Annotated in this window: 17 protein-coding genes; 12 read left to right on the plus strand and 5 right to left on the minus strand. The window is 30.5% G+C overall.

The features are described from left to right. Positions 1-489: 489 nt before the first annotated feature. The 4 genes from HGI79_RS23755 (at position 490) to HGI79_RS19650 (ending at position 3,768) form a co-directional block, all read left to right on the plus strand. The gene (locus HGI79_RS23755; protein ID WP_395939560.1) at positions 490-777 is read left to right on the plus strand and encodes a DUF7014 domain-containing protein; all 288 of its coding nucleotides are present in this window, start codon (positions 490-492) and stop codon (positions 775-777) included. A gap of 214 nt (positions 778-991) precedes the next feature. Further along, a complete protein-coding gene (locus HGI79_RS19640) occupies positions 992-1,660 on the plus strand; it encodes an NAD(P)/FAD-dependent oxidoreductase (RefSeq protein WP_185652372.1) in 669 nt (222 codons plus the stop codon). 57 nt (positions 1,661-1,717) lie between these two features. Further along, on the plus strand, positions 1,718-2,236 hold the full coding sequence (locus HGI79_RS19645; protein WP_185652373.1) for a hypothetical protein: 519 nt from the start codon (positions 1,718-1,720) through the stop codon (positions 2,234-2,236). Between the two features lie 224 nt (positions 2,237-2,460). Next, positions 2,461-3,768: a hemolysin family protein gene (locus tag HGI79_RS19650; protein ID WP_185652374.1), complete on the plus strand. Its 1,308-nt coding sequence runs from the start codon at positions 2,461-2,463 to the stop codon at positions 3,766-3,768. Between the two features lie 349 nt (positions 3,769-4,117). On the opposite strand, the gene HGI79_RS19655 is transcribed toward HGI79_RS19650, so the two are convergent. Together HGI79_RS19655 and HGI79_RS19660 are read right to left on the minus strand one after the other, a co-directional pair. After that, positions 4,118-5,473, minus strand: coding sequence for a PFL family protein (locus HGI79_RS19655; RefSeq protein WP_185652375.1), 1,356 nt, complete (start codon positions 5,471-5,473; stop codon positions 4,118-4,120). Between the two features lie 11 nt (positions 5,474-5,484). After that, on the minus strand, positions 5,485-5,754 hold the full coding sequence (locus tag HGI79_RS19660; RefSeq protein ID WP_185652376.1) for an ACT domain-containing protein: 270 nt from the start codon (positions 5,752-5,754) through the stop codon (positions 5,485-5,487). Positions 5,755-6,222: 468 nt separating this feature from the next. Here HGI79_RS19660 and HGI79_RS19665 point away from each other — a divergent pair, with 468 nt between their 5' ends. The 4 genes from HGI79_RS19665 to HGI79_RS19680 all read left to right on the plus strand — a co-directional run bounded on the left by HGI79_RS19665 (position 6,223) and on the right by HGI79_RS19680 (position 10,185). Beyond that, positions 6,223-7,290, plus strand: a complete 1,068-nt coding sequence (locus HGI79_RS19665; protein ID WP_185652377.1) for an LCP family protein — start codon at positions 6,223-6,225, stop codon at positions 7,288-7,290. Positions 7,291-7,647: 357 nt separating this feature from the next. Beyond that, a complete protein-coding gene (locus tag HGI79_RS19670; RefSeq protein WP_185652378.1) occupies positions 7,648-8,298 on the plus strand; it encodes a hemolysin III family protein in 651 nt (216 codons plus the stop codon). Between the two features lie 35 nt (positions 8,299-8,333). Beyond that, on the plus strand, positions 8,334-8,894 hold the full coding sequence (locus HGI79_RS19675) for a histidine phosphatase family protein (protein WP_185652379.1): 561 nt from the start codon (positions 8,334-8,336) through the stop codon (positions 8,892-8,894). 268 nt (positions 8,895-9,162) lie between these two features. Then, on the plus strand, positions 9,163-10,185 hold the full coding sequence (locus HGI79_RS19680) for a branched-chain amino acid aminotransferase (RefSeq protein ID WP_185652380.1): 1,023 nt from the start codon (positions 9,163-9,165) through the stop codon (positions 10,183-10,185). Positions 10,186-10,383: 198 nt separating this feature from the next. On the opposite strand, the gene HGI79_RS19685 is transcribed toward HGI79_RS19680, so the two are convergent. From HGI79_RS19685 to HGI79_RS19695, 3 genes are all read right to left on the minus strand, one after another. Further along, the gene (locus tag HGI79_RS19685) at positions 10,384-10,917 is read right to left on the minus strand and encodes a GNAT family N-acetyltransferase (protein ID WP_207725855.1); all 534 of its coding nucleotides are present in this window, start codon (positions 10,915-10,917) and stop codon (positions 10,384-10,386) included. 648 nt (positions 10,918-11,565) lie between these two features. Beyond that, positions 11,566-12,486 carry a response regulator gene (locus HGI79_RS19690; RefSeq protein WP_185652381.1) on the minus strand — a complete coding sequence of 307 codons (921 nt, stop codon included), beginning with the start codon at positions 12,484-12,486 and terminating at the stop codon, positions 11,566-11,568. A 4-nt stretch (positions 12,487-12,490) separates the two neighbouring features. Further along, positions 12,491-13,771 (minus strand): sensor histidine kinase, encoded by a 1,281-nt coding sequence (locus HGI79_RS19695; protein WP_185652382.1) that lies wholly within the window; start codon positions 13,769-13,771, stop codon positions 12,491-12,493. 505 nt (positions 13,772-14,276) lie between these two features. Between HGI79_RS19695 and HGI79_RS19700 the strand changes: the two genes are divergently transcribed. The 4 genes from HGI79_RS19700 to carB all read left to right on the plus strand — a co-directional run bounded on the left by HGI79_RS19700 (position 14,277) and on the right by carB (position 21,745). Beyond that, on the plus strand, positions 14,277-15,566 hold the full coding sequence (locus tag HGI79_RS19700) for a cation:dicarboxylate symporter family transporter (protein ID WP_185652383.1): 1,290 nt from the start codon (positions 14,277-14,279) through the stop codon (positions 15,564-15,566). Positions 15,567-15,896: 330 nt separating this feature from the next. Then, positions 15,897-16,853 (plus strand): D-2-hydroxyacid dehydrogenase, encoded by a 957-nt coding sequence (locus tag HGI79_RS19705; RefSeq protein WP_185652384.1) that lies wholly within the window; start codon positions 15,897-15,899, stop codon positions 16,851-16,853. Between the two features lie 623 nt (positions 16,854-17,476). After that, positions 17,477-18,526 carry a glutamine-hydrolyzing carbamoyl-phosphate synthase small subunit gene (carA, locus tag HGI79_RS19710; protein WP_185652385.1) on the plus strand — a complete coding sequence of 350 codons (1,050 nt, stop codon included), beginning with the start codon at positions 17,477-17,479 and terminating at the stop codon, positions 18,524-18,526. A gap of 12 nt (positions 18,527-18,538) precedes the next feature. Next, on the plus strand, positions 18,539-21,745 hold the full coding sequence (gene carB / locus HGI79_RS19715; protein WP_185652386.1) for a carbamoyl-phosphate synthase large subunit: 3,207 nt from the start codon (positions 18,539-18,541) through the stop codon (positions 21,743-21,745). The last annotated feature ends 164 nt before the right edge of the window (positions 21,746-21,909 follow it).

A 21,909-nucleotide genomic window follows, 5' to 3' on the forward strand; every position in this document is an offset into this window, starting at 1 on the left:
AAAACACTTCACTAAGACTGATAAAAAAGTTTTTAAATGTGCCTTCAGTTTTGGCAGCATATTCCTACGCATAAGTTAAATTATAGAAGGACATCATTTAAAGCAGATATCAGAATTAAAGGAAGAAACGCAAATGAAATCAACTGATATATTAATGGTATGTTCAAATTGTCATAGAATGATACATAGAAAATACCCTTGCCTAACAAAAGATAAAATTGTTAAAATCATTGAAGACAATAAGAAAAAGTAAATGTTAGTTTCTCGGTAACCTTTTAAAATACAAAGGAGTTATTTTTGTGCTTTAAATTAAGCAGATGTATAATTTTGCTATACTTAGTAAACCTAATTATTGAAGTTGTATCTATATATTGGTAATATGGATATATAGTAGGTATTTAGAAGGAATACATAATATCTAAAAGTAAAGTAATAAAATCTATCAGTTTTGCATTAAGTGAAGGTAATAAGAAGAAGTGCAAGAAAATTATTAATGAGGAGTATCCTTATGACCATAATAGACTAACGGCAAGTGGTTTAATAGGTTTATTAAAGGATAACGGAATATTTGATTCATTTCAAGATGATAATCTTAATAAGTTAACAGGAATTTTAACTGGGTTACCCGTTATAAGAAACAGACAAGCGGGTCATGGTGATGGTATAGAAACAAATGAAGTTGAGAGAAGTTATGCTTCTTTTGCCTTAAACTTAGCGGGTAGTTATATAGTATTTATGTTGGACAGGTACTATGAAAAACAAAATAATATTTATTAATAAGAACTAAACCTTGCACATATGCAGGGTTTTTTTACTCTATAGGAATTTATAAAAAATTTTATTTAAAGCAGCTTCATGAGAAAAATACGGTATAATTAGTAATAAAACTAGTTATTATGTTATAATATTGATAAAGTGAAACTTAAATCATATGGAGTTTCCTAGTTTAATAAATTTTAAAAATAAGATATTAATAATTAGGAGTGAAAATATGAACAAACATTACGGTAATCTGCAAAAAGTAGTAGATGGTAAAAGAAAATTTGCTATAACTCCATACATACCAGGGGGATTCATAACACCAGAAAATCTTGAGAAGATAGCTAAAGTAGCAAAAAAATATAGAGGGGTTTTAAAGATAACATCAGGACAGAGAATTATGATAACAAACCTAGAAGAAGGTAGTCTAAAAGAAATATGGGAAGAATTACAAATGCAACCTGCAGTTAAGACTCAGAATTCAGTAAAAAATGTAGAAATATGTCCTGCTGGGTTTTGTAAAAGATCAAAGTATAATACTATAGGGGCTGGTATGAAGTTAGCAAGAAAGTATCAGTGGATGGAGATGCCATGCAGAACTAAAATAGGAGTAGCTGGATGTCGAAATGCTTGTGGCAGTGTATATAGTAAAGATGTTGGTATCATAGCTGATATTACAGGGTTTAGAGTAATTGTAGGAGGGTCTGCAGGATATAATCCTAGGCAAGCAGATATTATAGCACTAGATATTAATGAATTACAAGCATTAAGGCTAGTGGATAGTGTTTTTGACTATTATAAGGAAAGTGCTGAAGCTGGAGAAAAACTTGGTTTTTTTATAGATAGAATAGGATTAGATAACTTTAAAAATGAAGTTATAAAAAGAGCAGAGCTTTTATAATAAAATCTTCAATATAAAACATAATACTTTACATATTTTAGGAGGGATGAGTTTAAAATGATTAGTGACAAACTTTTAATAGTATTAATTGTGGTAATAGCTATAATAGTTATATTTAATATAATTAAGAAGATAGCTAAGGTATTTACTTTTATCTTAATTATTATTCTTGCAGTATCAGTATTTAAAGTAGTGGAATTACATAAAGAGCCAGCAGCAATTGTTAACTCGGTGAAAACTGATGGCGTGTATACAAAAGATATTTATAATTATACAGGTAAGGTAAAAACATCAGTAGATAATACAATTAATTATTTAGAAAAAAAATCTGTTCAGGGACTTGATGAGGAAAATAAAAATTTACATAGGTATCTAGATGAAGTTAGTAAACTACCTCATGGACCTGAACTAAATGCATTTCATGATAAGTATTATAATTATTTAAAAAATATAGTTCTATCTTCTGATACAGCACTAAAAGGAGCTAATTTGGCTAATGGAACTGTGAAAAACTTAAATTATGTTAAGGATAACCTAAATAAGCAGTTAGATACATTAGTAAATATGAAGCCGTAATAAAAATAATTTATTGAAATGGTCATTAGTTGAGTTTCATATGGAATCAATAAATGTTTAACTTATAATACAATAATTTATGTAATAAAAAGTTAAATATATATATATAATTGACAATAAGACAATATAACATTATTAAAAATTGTTAACAAAGTATATATTGTTTGGATATTTTAAAATATGATAAAATATTTACTAAAATTATAATTTCGAGGGGGATGTAAATGGAAAGCGAGCCTGAGAGTATATTACTCGAACTATTATTAATTCTATTTTTAACTTTGTTAAATGCCTTTTTTTCAGCATCTGAAATGGCTATTGTGTCTATAAATAGAGCGAAAATTTCTCATTTAGCTAGTGAAGGAAACAAAAAAGCAGTATCATTATTAAAGCTATTGGATGAACCAAGTAAGTTTTTAGCTACTATACAGGTGGGTATTACTTTAGCAGGATTTTTAGCCAGTGCTTCAGCTGCTACGAGTATATCTAAGCCTCTAGCTAGGTTATTTAGGGAAATAAGTATACCTATAACTGATAAAATAGCAATGGTATTAGTTACAGTATTGTTAGCATACATTACGTTGGTTTTAGGAGAACTTCTTCCTAAGAGAATTGCTTTGCAAAACTCACAAACAATAGCCATGATTGCTGTAACACCTATTTTGTTCATTTCCAAGATAGCATTACCTTTTATAAAAATTCTCACAGCTTCTACTAATTTTTTAATGAGGATTTTTGATATTGACGCTAAGGAGATAGAAGAAAAGGTTTCAGAGGAAGAAATAAGAATGATGATTAGTGTTGGCGAAGAAAATGGAGTTATAAACGAAACTGAGAAAGAAATGATAGATGGAATTTTTGAGTTTGATAACATGTTAGCTAGAGAAATAATGACACCTAGAACTAGTGTATTTGCTATAAATGTGAACATGCCTATAAGAGAGTTGATAAGCAACGTATTAGAAAAAAAGTTTTCTAGAATTCCAGTATATGAAGATGATATAGACAACATAGTAGGGATTATTTACATGAAAGATTTATTTGCTAAGATGGCGAAAGATAATTTAAATCAACAGACTATAAGAAGCATACTAAGATCAGCATATTTTGTTCCAGAAACGAAAAATACTGATGTTCTGTTTAGAGAACTTCAAGCTACAAAAAATCATATGGCAGTGTTAATAGATGAATATGGTGGATTTTCAGGTATTGTTACCATGGAAGATTTAATAGAAGAAATAGTTGGTAATATATTTGATGAGTATGATGAACTAAATAATGAAGTTATAAAAAAAGTTGATACTAATACCTACGTAGTGGACGGATTAGTACTCATTGATGATATTAATGAAACATTACATGTAAATTTACCGTCAGATAACTACGATACTGTTGGAGGCTTTGTAGTTGATTTGTTAGGAAGTATTCCAGATGAATGTAAGGAATATACTATAGAGTATGAAAATTTAATCTTTAAAGTTGAGGAAGTTGAAGAGAAAAGAATTTCAAAACTTAAGATATGTGTTGCATAGGAACCCTAAGGGTTCCTTTTTCTATGGATAGGAGCATGTACGGAAACTTAACTTATACCACCGGATATGTTGCCAAACTTCAGCACGTTAAAAACTTTTAATCAGTCTAAAGTTCGTGTTTTAGAAAACCTAAGAACCTTCGATAAACTCGCTATGCTCAAACAATCTAAGGTTCTAAGGTTTTCTAAAACACTTCACTAAGACTGATAAAAAAGTTTTTAAATGTGCTTTCAGTTTTGGCAACATATCCCTACGTATAAGTTAAGTTCCATCTCTATATTTAATATACTAAAATTTAAGGCTACTGCATATAATAGCAGTAGCCTTAAATTTTAGTATATTAAATATATTAGTTTTTAAAACTGTGTATAGGAGTAGGAATTCTACCTCCTCTAGCAATGAAGGCGTCGCTAGAGAATTTATTTACTGGCATAACAGGAGCGTGACCTAAAAGTCCTCCGAATTCAACAATATCTCCTACATTTTTACCAGGTGCAGGGATTAATCTTACAGCAGTTGTTTTGTTGTTTATAACTCCTATAGCTGCTTCATCTGCTATTATAGCAGAAATAGTTGATGCTGGAGTATCTCCAGGAATAGCAATCATATCAAGACCAACAGAGCATACGCAAGTCATTGCCTCTAGCTTTTCTAAATTTAATGCACCGTTATTTACAGCATCTATCATTCCAGCATCTTCACTAACAGGTATGAAAGCACCACTTAGTCCACCAACATGACTACAAGCCATAACTCCGCCTTTTTTTACAGCATCATTTAATAAAGCTAATGCAGCAGTGGTTCCGTGAGTTCCGCAGCTTTCAAGTCCCATTTCTTCAAGTATATGAGCAACACTGTCACCTATAGCTGGTGTAGGTGCTAGTGATAAGTCTACAATACCAAAAGGTACATTTAATCTAGTAGAAGCTTCTTTCGCAACTAATTGACCCATTCTTGTAATTTTAAAAGCAGTCTTTTTTATAGTTTCAGATACTATATCAAAACTTTGTTCTTTCACTTTTTCTAGTGCTCTTTTTACAACTCCAGGTCCGCTTACTCCAACATTTATTATAGTTTCAGCTTCTCCTACACCATGGAAGGCACCAGCCATAAAAGGATTATCTTCAACTGCATTAGCAAATACCACTAACTTAGCACATCCTAATCCAGCGGAATCCTTAGTAAGTTCTGCAGTTTTCTTTATTATAATACCCATTTCTCTTACTGCATCCATATTAATTCCTGCTTTACTAGAACCAACGTTAACAGAAGAACAGACAAGATTTGTACGGCTTAGGGCTTCAGGAATAGATTGTATTAATATTCTATCACCCTTTGTATATCCTTTGTGAACCAAAGCTGAGAATCCACCAATAAAATTTATGCCAATAGTATTAGCAGCTTTATCTAAAATCTCTGCATATTTAACATAATCAGTATCACTTGAGGCTCCAGCAATTATTGAAATAGGAGTAACTGAAACTCTTTTATTTACAATTGGAATACCAAATTCATTTTCTATCTGCTTTCCAACTTTTACTAGATTTTCAGCTGATTTTGTTATTTTATCATATATTTTTATTCTGGATTTTTCTCCATCTGAGTCACAACAGTCCAATAGTGATATTCCCATAGTTATAGTACGGATATCTAGTTTCTCTTCTTCTATCATCTTTATAGTTTCTAAGATATTATTTGCATTCATTATAGTTCCTCCTAAAGTGTGTGCATTGAGTTGAAAATTTCTTCTCTTTGGATTTTTATATCTACTTCAAGTTCTTTGCTAGTTTGTAATAATGCTTCTTTAACTTTATCAAAAGGTACATTGGCATTAGCTAATTCTAATAACATTATCATTGTAAAGAAACCTTCCATAATAGTTTGATTTACGTCTAGGATATTAATGTTTAGCTTTAGTAGGTCAGCACTAACTCCTGCAATAATACCTGGTTTGTCTTTACCAACTACAGTAATAATAGCTTTCATAAATACAATCACTCCTAATTTAAAAATTTTTTAAAGAATTTAAATATTTTTTAAAGATAAAAAAAGGCTATACCATAAAAGGGACGAAATTAATTTCCGCGGTTCCACCCTTCTTGGCATAAGCCCTACTTTCAAAGATTTCACTCCAAAGCTCCATTCACAATAAAACTTTAGTTGTTTACACCAAACACAACCTCTCTTGGAAAGTTTTAATACTACTCATCTTCTTCATAGCGAAGTATGAAATTGTTAAAACTTATTATATGATGAATTATAAATATTGTCAATATAGAATATTTATAAAAATTCTAAAAATATTTATCAACTTGCTATAAAAGTGGTTTTAATTGTTAAAATAAATTTTTATTATTTACAAATAATAAAAATAAAACTTGATACTTTTAACTCAGTTAACTGCATTATTAAAAGAGGTATAAAAAAAGTATAGAATAAGGAGAAAATTTTATTATGGCTGCAAAGGATAGAGAGAGTAAAAAAAAGAAAATATTAAAAAAAGTAGTTTTAACCTCATTGTTTACAATATTCTTATCAGCAGCAGGTATAATATGCTATGTAAATAAACAACTTAATAATGTTAAGGTTAACCCATTACCAAATGTAAATGAAGAGTTAGGTATAAACTTAAAAGCAAGTGAAAACATATCCAGTAAGGTTGGGGCAAAAGAAAGAAACATAAAGCAACGCGAGAATATGGAGGATATTACAAGTATTGCGTTTTTTGGAATTGATAGTAGAAAAGTTAAATCTGATATTCCTCATTCAGATTGTATAATAGTTACAACTATAGACAAGAAACGTAATAAAATAAAAATATCGTCTATAATGCGAGATACATATGTGGATGTCAGAGGGCATGGAAAAACTAAAATAACAGAAGCATATTTTTACGGTGGTCCTAAACTAGCTGTTAGAACCCTAAATGAGAATTTTAATTTAAACATAAGAGATTATGTAACAGTAGATTTTAAAGGATTAACAAAAATTATAGATGACTTAGGAGGTATAACTGTTAATGTAAAGAAATACGAATTTAACGAAATTAATAAGTGGATAAAAGAATTGTCTGAAATAGAAAATACAGAATATCTACCTATATATAAGGAAGGTGTTCAAGAGTTAAATGGATTGCAAGCAGTAGCTTACTGCAGAATAAGAAGAGTGGGAGATGGGGATTTTGAACGTACGGATAGGCAAAGGTATGTTTTAACTGAGATTATAAACAAAATTAAAAAATTAGAAATTACTAAGTATCCATCCATAGTATCTAAATTTTTACTGCTAGTTGAAACAAGTTTATCAAAAACTGATATTATAACCTTAGGTAGTAAAGTCATAACTTCAAATATATCTAATATAGAACAGCAAAGGTTTCCTGTAGATGGATATTGTAAGGGTGAACTTATAAATGGAATATGGTATTTAGTTTCTAAACCGGATTTAACAGTACTTTCAACCCAAATATATGAATTTATATTTAATGATATAAAACCTATGCCTAAGCCCCCTTTATTCTAATTTAAAGATAGTAACTTTAGTTTTATTAATTTTCCTAAGTAAATATTTAGTATAATGGTTAATATTTTTAAATACATTTATGTTAGCATATATATAAATAAAAAGATTTAACAACAAAAGTCTTGTATATGTGAACATAGAAATTTTATTGTAATTATAAAGAGTATATTTATAGAAGTATAAGAAAAACTAAAATATATTGCTATATATTTCATAATATCATTTAAATCTATATAATTAACTTATTAAAGTACTTGAAATATATATGATATAGGTTTAATATATAAATATACTAACACATAGTTTTGACAACTACATAATAACATCATTATATTTAAAATTGAGAGGTGGATATTTATGTTTCAAAAGCTTCGAGAACCAGTTAGCGGATTAACACATTTATTTGGTGTATTTGCATCTATTGTAGGTCTAGTTATATTAGTCATATATTCAACGTTTCAAAATAGTCTATGGCATACTATAACTTTTTCTGTGTTTGGAATAAGCTTGATACTACTATATACAGCAAGTTCTGTATATCACTTGGCACCAGTTTCAGAGAAAGCTATAAGAGTACTAAGAAGAATTGATCATTCTATGATTTATGTTTTAATTGCAGGAAGTTATACTCCAGTTTGCTTAATTGCTTTAAGAGGAGCTTGGGGTTGGAGTATATTTGGTATAATATGGACTTTGACTATTGCTGGAATTTTAGTTAAAAACTTTTGGTTTAGTGCGCCTAGATGGCTTTCTACGTCATTCTATATTTTTATGGGATGGTTAGTCATTGTAGCTATATTTCCACTTACAAAAGTATTTTCAAATGGCGGAATGACCTGGCTTTTTGCTGGAGGAATTGCATATACTATGGGAGGAGTAATATATGCTACAAAATGGCCTAAAATTACTACTAAGAATTTTGGGTTCCATGAAATATTTCACATTTTTGTACTATTGGGAAGCTTCTGTCATTATTGGTTAATGCTTAAATATATATTGTACATTTAAAAATTATAATGTAATATACAAAGTGGTGATGAGATATGAAAATAGGACTAGTAAGACATTTTAAGGTGAACTTAAAAAAAAATAATTTTATGACATCAAAACAATATAATGAGTATGTTTTGGGCTATGATAAGGCAGGAGTAATAACTAATGAAATAGTAGTTGATGAACAATGGGATAAATGTTATTGCAGCAATTTGCCTAGAGCTGTAACTACTGCAAAAACTATATATCATGGAGAAATTATTACAACAGATAAACTTATAGAAATTCCGTCCGCTGCTGTAATTAATACTAGTTTTCCTATACCTTATTATATTTGGGCTATATTAAATAGATTTGCTTGGATAAGAAACCATGTTTCACAACCAGAAGGAAGAAGGTTAACTTTAAAAAGAATTAGTGAAGCTCTAGATATTATATTAAAGGAAAAAGATAAAAATATTCTTATTGTAAGCCATGCAGGTACTTTATTTGAGATTGAAAAGATATTAATTAATAAAGGGTTTAAAGGAAATTATTTTTTAAAAGCTAAGAATGGTAAACTATACACTTTCCAGGATAAGTCACCCAAGTTAAAAAAATATAAAGCTTAAAAATTTATTCTAAGGTTATATAGTCAGTTCATAGGTCAAATAGTCTAGTATTTAGAAAAAAATCAGGTTTTTATTTTTATATACTACTGTTATTTCGCTTATGCAACAAAACCCAGCTATTCGTGCTAAAAAATATTGTATTAATGAATAATTATGCTAAAATAATTTTAAGAACATAATATTTACAAGAGTATCTTAAAAAACTTTCAATAGTTTTTTATGTTTATTATTATAATGATAACTTTATTAATATTTTAGGAGGACTAGCATGAGTAAAGATGTAAATATTGATTGGAGTAATCTTGGGTTTGAGTATATTAAAACAGATTTTAGATATATTTCTGTTTGGAAAGATGGCAACTGGGACAGTGGAAAATTGGTAGAAGATAATCAGCTTACTATGAGTGAAGGCTCACCAGCGCTTCATTATGGACAACAGTGTTTTGAAGGATTAAAAGCATATCGCAGAAAAGATGGGAAAATACAGCTATTTAGGCCAGATCAGAATTCTAAACGTCTGAATAATAGTTGTAGACGTTTGTTAATGCCTGAAATACCAGAAGAAAAATTTATCAATGCATGTATTGAAGTTGTAAAGGCTAATGAAGGATATGTGCCACCATATGGAACAGGTGCAACTCTTTATATTAGACCATTTATAATAGGGGTAGGGGATAACATTGGAGTTAAACCTGCTGCTGAGTACATATTCTGCGTATTTTGTTGTCCTGTAGGACCATATTTCAAAGGTGGTGTTGCACCTGTTAACTTTATGATTTCAGATTATGATAGAGCAGCGCCATATGGTACAGGAGCGGCAAAAGTTGGAGGAAACTATGCAGCAAGCTTGCTTCCTCATGAAGATGCTGCTAAAAAAGGGTTTGCAGATTGTATTTATCTTGATCCAGCTACTCATACTAAAATAGAAGAAGTAGGAGCAGCAAATTTCTTCGGAATTACTAAAGATAACAAATTCATAACACCAAATTCGCCATCTATATTACCTAGTATTACAAAATACTCTTTAATTCACATAGCAAAAGAATACCTAGATATGCAGGTTGAAGAGAGAGATGTATATATTGATAAAATAGACGAATTTATCGAAGCTGGGGCTTGTGGAACTGCAGCTGTAATAACTCCAATTGGAGGAATAGAATATAAAGGAAAACTTCATGTATTCCATAGTGAAACAGAAGTGGGGCCAATAACTAGAAAACTTTATGATACACTTTATGGAATTCAATTTGGGGATGTTAAAGCTCCTGAAGGTTGGATTGTAGAAGCATAGATATAAGCGAAGCTTGAACTACATGTGATTTTAAATTTCAATAAATAATATATAAAATTAAGAAAGGCAAGCATAGAGTAATATACTTAAATGCTTGCCTTTTTATAAAAAGAAAGTAAGAAATTATTTTTACAACTAAAATAATTTACTCCTTAGACTTTCGTATTATATTTAAATAAAATATTCTATAAAAATTAATTAAATTATTACACAGTCTTTGTTAGCATCAATTGAAGAATTATGAGGTGTTTGACATTCATAATTTTTACATAGTAGTGCTCTTATATAACCTCGATCTTTAGTAGTTGATTCAATATAAAATCCTCTACCATAATAGAATCTAACAAGGGATAGCATTTTTGAGGCGGTATGCAGATATAAGTTTGTTATTTCTAACTTTATCATTAATTCATCTACAGCACTCATTAGTATCCTACCAACGCCATTATTTTGATAAGAGGAGTCAACGCCAAATCTGCTAAGATAAGCAGTATGGTCTTCTTTAATTTCAATTCTAACACTGCCAATTATTATTTCATCTAAAAGAGCAACAAAAACCTCTTTTGCTTCAATATCTTTTTTTATATCTTCATAGTTTTCAGCAAGAGCTGGAAGTTCTATGTTGGCGCCTATATTTTGAGCATATGCTTTAAAAGCTACTTGAGTTATTTCATGTATTTTCGGTATGTCTGCTTCAATAGCTTTTCTAACCACAAAGACCATTTTTTCCATCGATCTACCCCCGATACCTAATATATTAAATATAGTTTTACTCCGATAGACAGTTACCACGTGTAACTTTGCCTAGTATTATTTTCATGAATAATTATACGTCATATATAATAAAAATACAATAATTATTTTATGAGTAATTTTTATTATGCTATAGATAGCCATGCTCGAAATTTAACTTATACGACCAGATATATTACTATGTTTCGTCACGTTAAATATTTTTAATTAGTCTAGAGCTCCAATTTAAGCAGAGAGCCAAAATCTGTGATTTTGTGCAAATTGGTTAAGCAGACATACAAAATCTGTGATTTTGATATGGTCGCTTACTCTGTGAGTACTCCTCTGACTGTAAGGAAGAGGAGTTTCATAATAATAAAAAGAACTTTGATAAACTCGCTATGCTCAGTTCGGATCAACTTATCAATTACCATTGATAAGTCACTGGTTGAAAGCCATTCAGGCTTTCAACCATATCAAAAGTTCTAAGATTTTTCTCAAATGTTCGCTAAGACTAATAAAAAAATATTTAAACGTGACTTCAACATTGGTAATATATCTCTACGCATAAGTTAAATTTAAATTGTGGTTATCTATACATAATTAGTACATAATATATTTATCATATAATGTGTACTGATTATCTTATTATAATTTCTTTTTAGATTCAAAATATAATACTTTAATAAATTTTTTAGTGTTGATTCGAATATTGGAGATAGAAGGCTTAGCTTCGTTTTCTAATTGCAGCATCATTTTTCGAATTTCTGTAAAATCGAAAAATTTAGTAGCATATTCTTCGAATTTTGGATTAGTATAATCTGTTAGTCCAACTGATGACAAATGTATTAATCCCTGAAATATACATCGCCTCACTCGCTGTTCAGAAGCCTTGATCTCTTTCTTTAGCATATCAGATGAACATGAGCTTCCAAGCTTATTCTCTGCTATAATGGTAAATATGTCCTTTAAGGAAGGAAACTCGCTTCCTAAATTGTTTTTTAGTTCATATTTATAAAGATATTCAAGTATATCTAATAAATCCTTACTGCCACTTTCTCCGATTATTCCAAGATCTGCTAAAAGGATTTGACCAGATGCAGTAATACTTTTATCAGAGGAGGAATTTTCGTTACTTTCCTTTGTTTTACCTAAGTCTAAAAAGTTTAGTGTCTTTTGAATATCATAGATAGACTTCTGTAGACGGATATGTTCTGTAACTTTTTCGATAACTCCAATAACCTCAAGTCTATTAATTGGTTTAGTAATGTAATATTGAACACCTAAAGAATATGCTTTGCCAATCATTTCTTTATTCTCAACCTGAGAAATCATAATTATCTTTCCTTTAAAAGAAGAGTGTAAATCTCGTACTGTCTCAATACCATCACGAATAGGCATTAATAAATCAATTATAAGAATATCCACTTGCTTTAAGATTAATAAGTGGTTGTCTATAATGGAACCGTTATCTGCTTCTCCAACTACATCTCCAAGATCATAGTCTTCAATAATTTCGGCTAACATAGAACGAATAGCCTCATCGTCATCAACAATAAAAAAGCGCATGCTATCATCCTTTCTCTGTTAAACTATTTATAGGTAATTTTATAATAAATGATTTTTTATCTTCAATAGGTAAATTTACCAGCGTAATATTACCTCCAAGGTTTGTAACTACTTCTTTTACATAAGGAAGTCCCATACCTGTAGAGGGTTTCCCGGACACATCGTACTTTGTGGTATATCCAGGTCTAAATATTAACTTTCTCTTCTTTTCAGGAATACTGATTCCGTTATCCTGTACTTGAAATTCTATCATTTCTGATACTGTATTAATAGAGATTTTTATAATTCCTATTGCTTCAATAGCTTCTACAGAATTAGATACTAAGTTATTGATAAGAGATAACACGGTAAATACGTGTAAATTAGGAAGATTTTCTTGAATACTTGAAATAAACTTAATATTTTTTCTCAAGGATGAAGAATACTTCTTATTTGCAGGTATTATGATATTTACTATCTCCTCTGCACTCATATAATCTATTGGTTTCTTATCACATATTAGCTTAGACAGGCCGACATATATTCTTTGGTTATCTTTTTTTATTTCATGTACTTGGCCAGCTATAAGTAACATTTTTTGGGCTAAGGTATCTTTATCTAAGCCTTGTTGATTATTTTGTAAGTGTTGATATAAATTATAGCAATCTCTTGTAATATCCTCTGCATTTTGTAATGATTTCTTTAGTTGAACAGATTCTTCGAATAAATTAGAAATCAATAATAACATATGTCTATTTTGTTCTTGTTGCTGTTCGGCAATTTGTCTTGTTTCATATAACTTAATGATATAGAAAAATGCCAGGGAAAAAAAAGTTCTAATAACTGCAATAACTATAACCTGCCATAGTATTAATGAGGAAACTACAGTTCCTAAGATATAATGCCTAAAAGATAATTCTACTATATTAGCTAACATTTCAATTAAAATACATAAAAATCCTAATAAAAAAGGCTTATGATGCAGTTTATTTATCTTTGCTAAGTAAAAAAATAAAGCATAAGAAATATAATAAAAAAATGCAGAAAAATGAAGTATAAAATCCGGAGCTAACTGAAAACCTCCTTTAATGAACCAATCTATAGATATCCTAAATACTAAAACACAAAGACCAACAATGAAACCACATAGCAGCAGTGGGAAATTTTTTATCCATAACAAAAGAAATAAAAAAGTTGATGTCCCAAAGCTTACTCGGAAGGTATCATGAAAAGGGTAGATTTTTAATTCACCAGACAAAGGTACAGTAATCATCATTAAAATAAGAACTAATATATCTTCTCTCAATAATTCTACACCTCCCAAAAGTTTATTCAACTAGAGCCCTTAATTATTTAAAAGTTCCATACCTATATGCAATGGAGTTAAAAAAGGTCCATGAAAAGAATAACAAAAAATAGGTTAACAATCTAGTGCATATTTAAATAAATATTGGTTAACTGTTGTATTGAAATTCTACCATAAAACTAGGTTTAATAAATTAAACTTTGTTTATAATTATTGTACCTTGTTATGTTGAACATAGTAAAAATAAGTTAATTATGTAATTAATGTAGGTTCAAAATAAATATTTAGAATATAAAAAATATTTCCTCAAATGTAGTAAAAAATAAATATCTTTGTAAGTATAAAATTTTTTTCATAATTTTTTTGTGATTCTTTTATAGTTTTTTTATAGTTTTCTGTCGTATTGAGTAGAATGTATATTATTATTTTAGTATTAGTTAACTGATAACAAAACAAATGAATAATGTTAAACTCAAAATTGTAAATAAAAGAAAGGTGAGATTATATGAAAAAATTAAAAATTGGATTGGCAACACAAATTCTTATTGGGCTTGTACTTGGTATTATAGTAGGAGCTGCATTTTACGGAAATCCGGCTATTGGAACATATCTTCAGCCTATAGGAGATATTTTTATACGTTTAATTAAAATGATTGTAGTGCCTATTGTTTTTTCATCACTTGTTGTAGGAATTGCAGGAGCAGGTGATATTAAACAAGTTGGTAAACTTGGAGGAAAGACTATTCTCTATTTTGAGGTGGTAACTACAATTGCCATCGTGGTCGGATTATTTGTAGCTAATATAATTCATCCTGGCACAGGAATAGACATGCATTCCTTAGTGAAAACTAATATTTCAAATTACGTGAATACAACAGAATCTGTAGCACATCATGGTTTTGCGGATACAATTGTAAATATTGTTCCAACAAATATTGTTGATGCTCTTGCAAAAGGTAATATGCTTTCTGTAATATTTTTCTCAGTTATGTTTGGTTTAGGTGTTTCTGCCATTGGAGAAAAAGGAAAGGTTGTCCTTAGGTTTTGTCAGGGTACTGCAGATGCTATGTTTTGGGTAACCAATCAAATCATGAAGACTGCTCCGCTTGGAGTATTTGCATTAATTGGTGTAACTGTATCTAAGTTTGGGGTTAAATCCTTAATCCCATTGGGTAAACTAGCACTTACTACTTATGGAGCTATGATATTTTTCGTACTTGTTATACTTGGTATTGTTGCTAGAATAGTGGGGACAAAAATTACTGCTATTATAAGCATACTAAAAGAAGAACTTATCCTAGCTTACAGTACTGCTAGTTCGGAAACTGTATTGCCTAAAATAATGGAAAAGATGGAGAAGTTCGGTTGTCCAAAATCCATTGCAACATTTGTTATCCCTACAGGTTACTCTTTTAATTTAGATGGATCTACATTATATCAAGCAATAGCAGCTATATTTATTGCTCAATTGTATGGCATTCACTTATCAATTCCAGAACAAATTAATCTAATGATCGTACTGATGATTACTTCAAAAGGTATAGCAGGTGTTCCAGGAGTATCCTTTGTTGTTCTTCTTGCTACATTAGGTTCAGTGGGAATTCCTCTAGAAGGTCTTGCATTTATAGCTGGTATTGATCGTATTCTTGATATGGCAAGAACTGCGGTAAATGTTGTAGGTAACTCTCTAGCTGTTGTTGTAGTTTCAAGATGGGAAGGCAAATATGATTCAGCTCAAGGAAAGAAATATGTTGAAGCCATCACTGAAGCTGCAGCAGTTAAAGAAATTGCTTAAGACACAAACAGAGTTCTTGGTTTACGGCGTGGTCATGGATAAAAGATGATATTAATAAGGTTATAATAAAATCCCTGTGTTAAAAAACATAGGGATTTTTAGTTATAAACAAAAGTTAAGTAATATTATTAAACTATAAAATTAGTAAGTTTCTTTTTTATTCTATTTGATAAAGTGGAACTTAAATGAGATGTTGGCTAAAACGCCTAAATGGCATTTAAGCAGCATATGATTCTTTATAGTAAATATTATTGAAAATACCAAAATAATAATACATAATAATAATTATATATAATAAGTAGAAAGAAACTATAAAGGGAGAGTGAGCTTATGCTAAAAATAGTGATATTGGATAAAAAAACCTTGGGAGAGGATATTGATTTAAGTATACTTGAAAAGTTTGGACAAGTTGAGGGGTATGATATAACTAGTAAAGAAGAGGTTGCAAATAGAATACATAATGCTGATATAGTGATAAGTAATAAGGTGATTTTAAATGAGGATAACTTAAAAGATGCTTTAAATGTAAAGCTTATATGTGTCTCTGCTACAGGTACAAATAATATAGATTTAGAATATACGAGAAAAAGAAATATAGTTGTTACTAATGTAGCTGGGTATTCTACTAACAGTGTTGTTCAACATACCTTTGCATTATTATTTTATTTACTTGAGCATTTAAACTATTATGATTACTATACAAAAAGTGGTGAGTATTGTAAAAGTGAAATATTCACTAATTTTTCAATGCCTTTCTGGGAGGTAAGTGGCAAAACTTGGGGCGTAATTGGCCTAGGGGATATAGGAAGAAGGGTTGCTAAAATAGCTGAAAGCTTTGGAGCAAGAGTAGTTTATTATTCTACATCAGGAAAAAATGCTAATTCGGATTATGAGAGAAAAGAATTAGATGAGCTGCTAAAAGAAAGTGATATAGTTTCAATACACTGTCCTTTAAATGAACGAACTGAAAATCTTATAACTTTAAGACAACTAAAGACCATGAAAAACTCGGCAATTTTAATAAATGTAGGCAGAGGAAAAATAGTAAATGAATATGACTTAGCTAAAGCTATAGATGAAAACTTAATTCAGGGGGCTGCTTTAGATGTGTTATCTGTGGAGCCAATAACAGGGGATAACCCGTTGTTAAGTATAAAAAATAAAGATAAACTAATAATAACACCTCATATAGCTTGGGCAAGCTTTGAAGCACGAACAAAACTTATAGAAGAGATATCGTTAAATATAGAAGCATTTTTAAATAATGAAAAGAGAAACATAGTATAAGATAACCACAACTTAAATTTAACTTATACGTAGGAATATGCTGCCAAAACTGAAGGCACATTTAAAAACTTTTTTATCAGTCTTAGTGAAGTGTTTTTAGAAAATCTTAGTAGCTTTGATATGGGTGAAAGCCTGAATGGCTTTCACCGAGCGACTTATCAATGGTAATTGATAAGTTGGTCCGGACTGAGGTACGAGTTTATCAAAGCTACTTAGATTTTCAAAAACACGAACTTTAGACTGATAAAAAGTTTTTACGTGCCGAAGTTTGGCAGCATATTCGGTCGTGTATGTTAAATTTCGGGCATGGTTATCTATAATTGGAAACAATTCGATAACTATATTTGCTTGACAGATTAGTTATCTTAAAATATAATTAGTTATTAGAAAAGTGAAGTAAAAAATACACTTTAATTTGGTCCTGTGAGGCCAGAAAGAGGTATGATTATTATGATAATGTTTTTTTGTTCTATGGAGAAAATTTTTTATAATATGCAATTGTATGGGTAGTAGGAAGATTATTTTTATATATGTGTAGTCTTTTTATTGCCCTTTTCTTTTGAAAAAGTTAAGGGCCTTCAAACATAAAGTGTATTTTTACTCAAAACTTAAGGAGGTCTATTATGAAAGCAAAGCTTATATTAGAAAATGGAATGACATTTCACGGAAGTGCGTTTGGATATTTAAAGGATAGTGTTGGAGAAGTTGTATTTAATACTGGAATGACAGGATATCAAGAAGTTCTTACAGACCCATCATATTATGGTCAAATTGTTACAATGACATATCCTCTTATAGGAAACTATGGTGTTAACTTACAAGATTTAGAATCAGATTTACCAAAGGTTAAGGGTTTTATTGTTAGAGAAAAATGTAGTTATTCAAGTAACTTCAGATCTGAATTAGAACTAGAGGATTACTTAAAACAAAATAAAGTTATAGGCTTAGAAGGAATAGATACTAGAGCTTTAACTAAAATTCTAAGAAACAGTGGAACAATGAAAGGAATAATTACACTAGAGGATACTTCTTTTGAAGAAATAAAGAGCAGAATAGATAATTTTTCAAACGCTGATGCTGTAAAGAATGTTACCTTAAAAGAAAAATATGAGATAGAAGGTACAGGAAAACATGTAGCTATTATAGATTTTGGTATAAAACAAAATATAATAAGATCATTTTTAAAGAGGAACTGTAAGCTTACAGTTTTCCCAGCAGATGTAAAAGCTGAAGAAGTTTTAAGTGTAGATCCTGACTTAATATTTCTATCTAATGGACCAGGAAATCCAGAAGATCTAACAGAAGTTATAGGAAATTTGAAGAGCTTGATAGGTAAGAAACCTATTGTTGGAATATGCTTAGGTCATCAGCTTTTGGCTTTAACCCTTGGAGGAAAGACTATAAAGTTGAAGTTTGGGCACAGAGGATGTAATCATCCTGTTAAGGATTTAGAAGAAAATAGAGTTCATATAACTTCACAAAATCATGGATATGTGGTAGATATGCTTCCAGAGAATATGGAAATAACCCATAAAAGTATGAATGATGGAACTATTGAAGGCATGAAGCACAAAAAATTACCTATATTCTCAGTACAGTTTCATCCAGAAGCTTGCCCTGGGCCAAGAGACAGCGACTATATGTTTGATAAATTTATGAAATATGCACTTTAGGAGGTAACAGATATGCCATTAAATACAGATATAAAAAAGGTTTTAGTTATAGGTTCAGGTCCAATAATTATAGGCCAAGCAGCAGAATTTGATTATTCAGGAACACAAGCCTGCCAAGCTTTAAAAGAAGAAGGCGTAGAGGTAGTGCTTATAAATAGTAATCCAGCTACTATAATGACGGATAAGGAAGTAGCAGATAAAATTTATTTAGAACCATTAACAGTGGAATTTGTTGAAAAAGTTATAGCTAAGGAAAGACCAGACAGCCTCCTTGCAGGTATGGGCGGACAAACAGGGTTAAATTTAGCTGTAGAACTTCATGACAGAGGAATATTACAAAAGTATGATGTTAAGGTAATAGGTACATCCGTAGATTCTATAAAAGAAGGGGAAGATAGAGAACTCTTCAGAAATATGATGAATAGAATAGGTCAGCCTGTTATACAAAGCGAAATAATAACTGATATGGAAAGCGGAAAAGCCTTTGCAAATAAAATAGGATATCCAGTGATAGTTAGACCGGCGTATACTTTAGGGGGAACTGGTGGCGGTATAGCAGAAAATGAAGAAGAATTAGAACAAACACTAGCGTCAGGTCTTCAATTAAGTTCTATAGGACAAGTCCTTCTAGAAAAGAGCGTTAAAGGATGGAAAGAGATAGAATATGAAGTAATGAGAGATGGTTTTGGAAACTGTATTACGGTATGTAATATGGAGAATATAGACCCTGTAGGAATACACACAGGAGATAGTATCGTAGTAGCACCAAGCCAGACATTATCTGATAAAGAATATCAAATGCTTAGAAGTGCATCTATAGATATAATAAATGCGGTAGGAATAAAAGGTGGATGTAATGTACAGTTTGCGTTAAATCCAAATTCCTTCGAATATGCAGTTATAGAAATAAATCCAAGAGTTAGCCGTTCTTCTGCTCTAGCATCAAAAGCAACAGGGTATCCAATAGCAAAGGTAGCTGCAAAAATAGCATTAGGATATGGACTAGATGAAATATTAAATGCTATAACACAAATGACTTATGCGTGTTTTGAACCATCACTAGATTACGTAGTAGTTAAGATCCCAAAATGGCCTTTTGATAAATTCCAAGGAGCAGATAGAACTTTGGGAACAAAAATGATGGCTACAGGAGAAATTATGGCTATAGGAAGCAACTTTGAAGCTGCCTTCCTAAAAGGCATACGTTCCTTAGAAATAGGAAAATACTCACTAGACAACAAAAAGTTTAGAGAGTTAAGTATAGATGAATTAAAAGAAAGAGTTATGTCACCAGACGATGAAAGAATTTTTGCTCTTGCAGAACTTCTAAGAAGACAATATAGAATGGAAAAATTAGCTGAAATAACAGGTATAGATAAATTCTTTATCAGAAAGATTAAATGGATAGTTGATGAAGAAGAAAGATTAAAACTAAGCACAATTGATGATATAAATAGAGAGTGGCTTCATGAATTAAAAAGAAAAGGGTTCTCAGATAAGGGATTGGCAGACATGCTTGAAGTAAGTCCTGATGATATATACAGACTTAGAAGTATATGGGGAATACAACCAGCTTATAAAATGGTTGATACCTGTGGTGGAGAGTTTGAAGCTTTATCACCATATTACTATTCTACTTATGAAACTTATGATGAAGTAGAAGTTTCATATGATAAGAAAGTTATTGTAATAGGATCTGGTCCTATAAGAATAGGTCAAGGTATAGAGTTTGATTATGCTTCAGTACACTGTGTAAAATCACTTAAAAAGTTAGGTATAGAAACTATAATAATAAATAATAATCCAGAAACAGTAAGTACAGACTTTGATATATCAGATAAATTATATTTTGAGCCTCTTACAGAAGAAGATGTATTAAATATAATAGAAAAAGAAAAACCATTTGGGGTAATACTTCAATTCGGAGGACAAACAGCTATAAAACTAGCTGAGTTCTTAAAAGAAAAAAACATTGCAACACTTGGTACTACTGCAGATCAGATAGATGTGGCAGAAGACAGAGAAAAATTTGATGAATTACTTGAAAAGCTTCAAATAGCAAGACCTAAAGGTAAGGGAATTTGGAATGTAGAAGAAGGACTAGAAGAAGCTAAAAAGTTAGGGTTCCCAGTGCTTGTAAGACCATCCTACGTAATTGGTGGACAAGGTATGGAGATAACCTATGATGAGAAAGAACTTGTATATTACCTAACAAATGCCTTCCAGAAGGATAACAAAAATCCAATACTTATAGATAAGTATTTAATGGGAAGAGAAATAGAAGTAGATGCTATATCTGATGGAGAGAATGTACTAATACCAGGCATAATGGAGCATTTAGAAAGAGCAGGGGTACACTCTGGGGATAGTATAACTATGTATCCAAGCCAAAATATAAGTGCTGATATAAAAGCTAAGGTACTAGAATATACAAAGAAGCTTGCTTTAGAAATAGGTATAAAAGGTATGATCAATATACAGTTTATAGAGTTCCAAGGACAGCTTTATGTTATAGAAGTTAACCCAAGAGCATCTAGAACCGTTCCGTATATAAGTAAGGTAAGTAAAGTTCCTATAGTAGACATAGCGACTAGAGTTATGCTTGGTGAGAAGTTGAAGAATTTAGGTTATGGCATAGATGTATATAAAGAACCAGATTTAGTTTCTGTAAAAGTACCTGTATTCTCAACTCAAAAGCTTCCAAATGTAGAGATTTCACTAGGACCTGAAATGAAATCTACGGGAGAAGTTTTAGGCGTTGGAAAAAACATTGATGAAGCTTTATATAAAGGCTTTGTAGCAGCTAGTATGTTTACTAAACAAGATATGCCTACTATACTAGCTACTATAAATGATCATGATAAAGAAGAGTTCTTACCTATGGCAAAGGAATTACACAAATTAGGCTTTAAGTTTGTAGCGACTTCAAATACTGCAAAGCTTTTAAAAGAAGCAAATATAGAAGTTAAAGAAGTTAGAAAGCTTAAAGAGGAACATCCAAATATAATAGATGTAGTTAAAAATAAAGAAGTAGATCTAGTTGTAAATACTCCAACTAAGGGTAATGACTCAAAGAGAGATGGCTTCCACATTAGAAGAGCAGCCATTGAAAGAAATATAGGGGTAATAACAGCATTAGATACCTTTAAGGCTATGGTTGATATAAAGGTTAAAGGTATAAAGGATGAAGAGCTAGATGTATTTGATTTAGCTAAATAGAAAATGTTGTGTCAGAAGTAAAAGGGTGCTATTTTAATATATCAGGTAGAAAGGCCAGTGAATTGTATAACAATCAATTCACTGGCCTTTTATAGGGTTCCAAAGTAGAAACTTAACTTATACTCCGGAATATGTTGCCAAACTTCAGCATGTTAAAAACTTTT

Source organism: Clostridium sp. DJ247 (assembly GCF_014231265.1).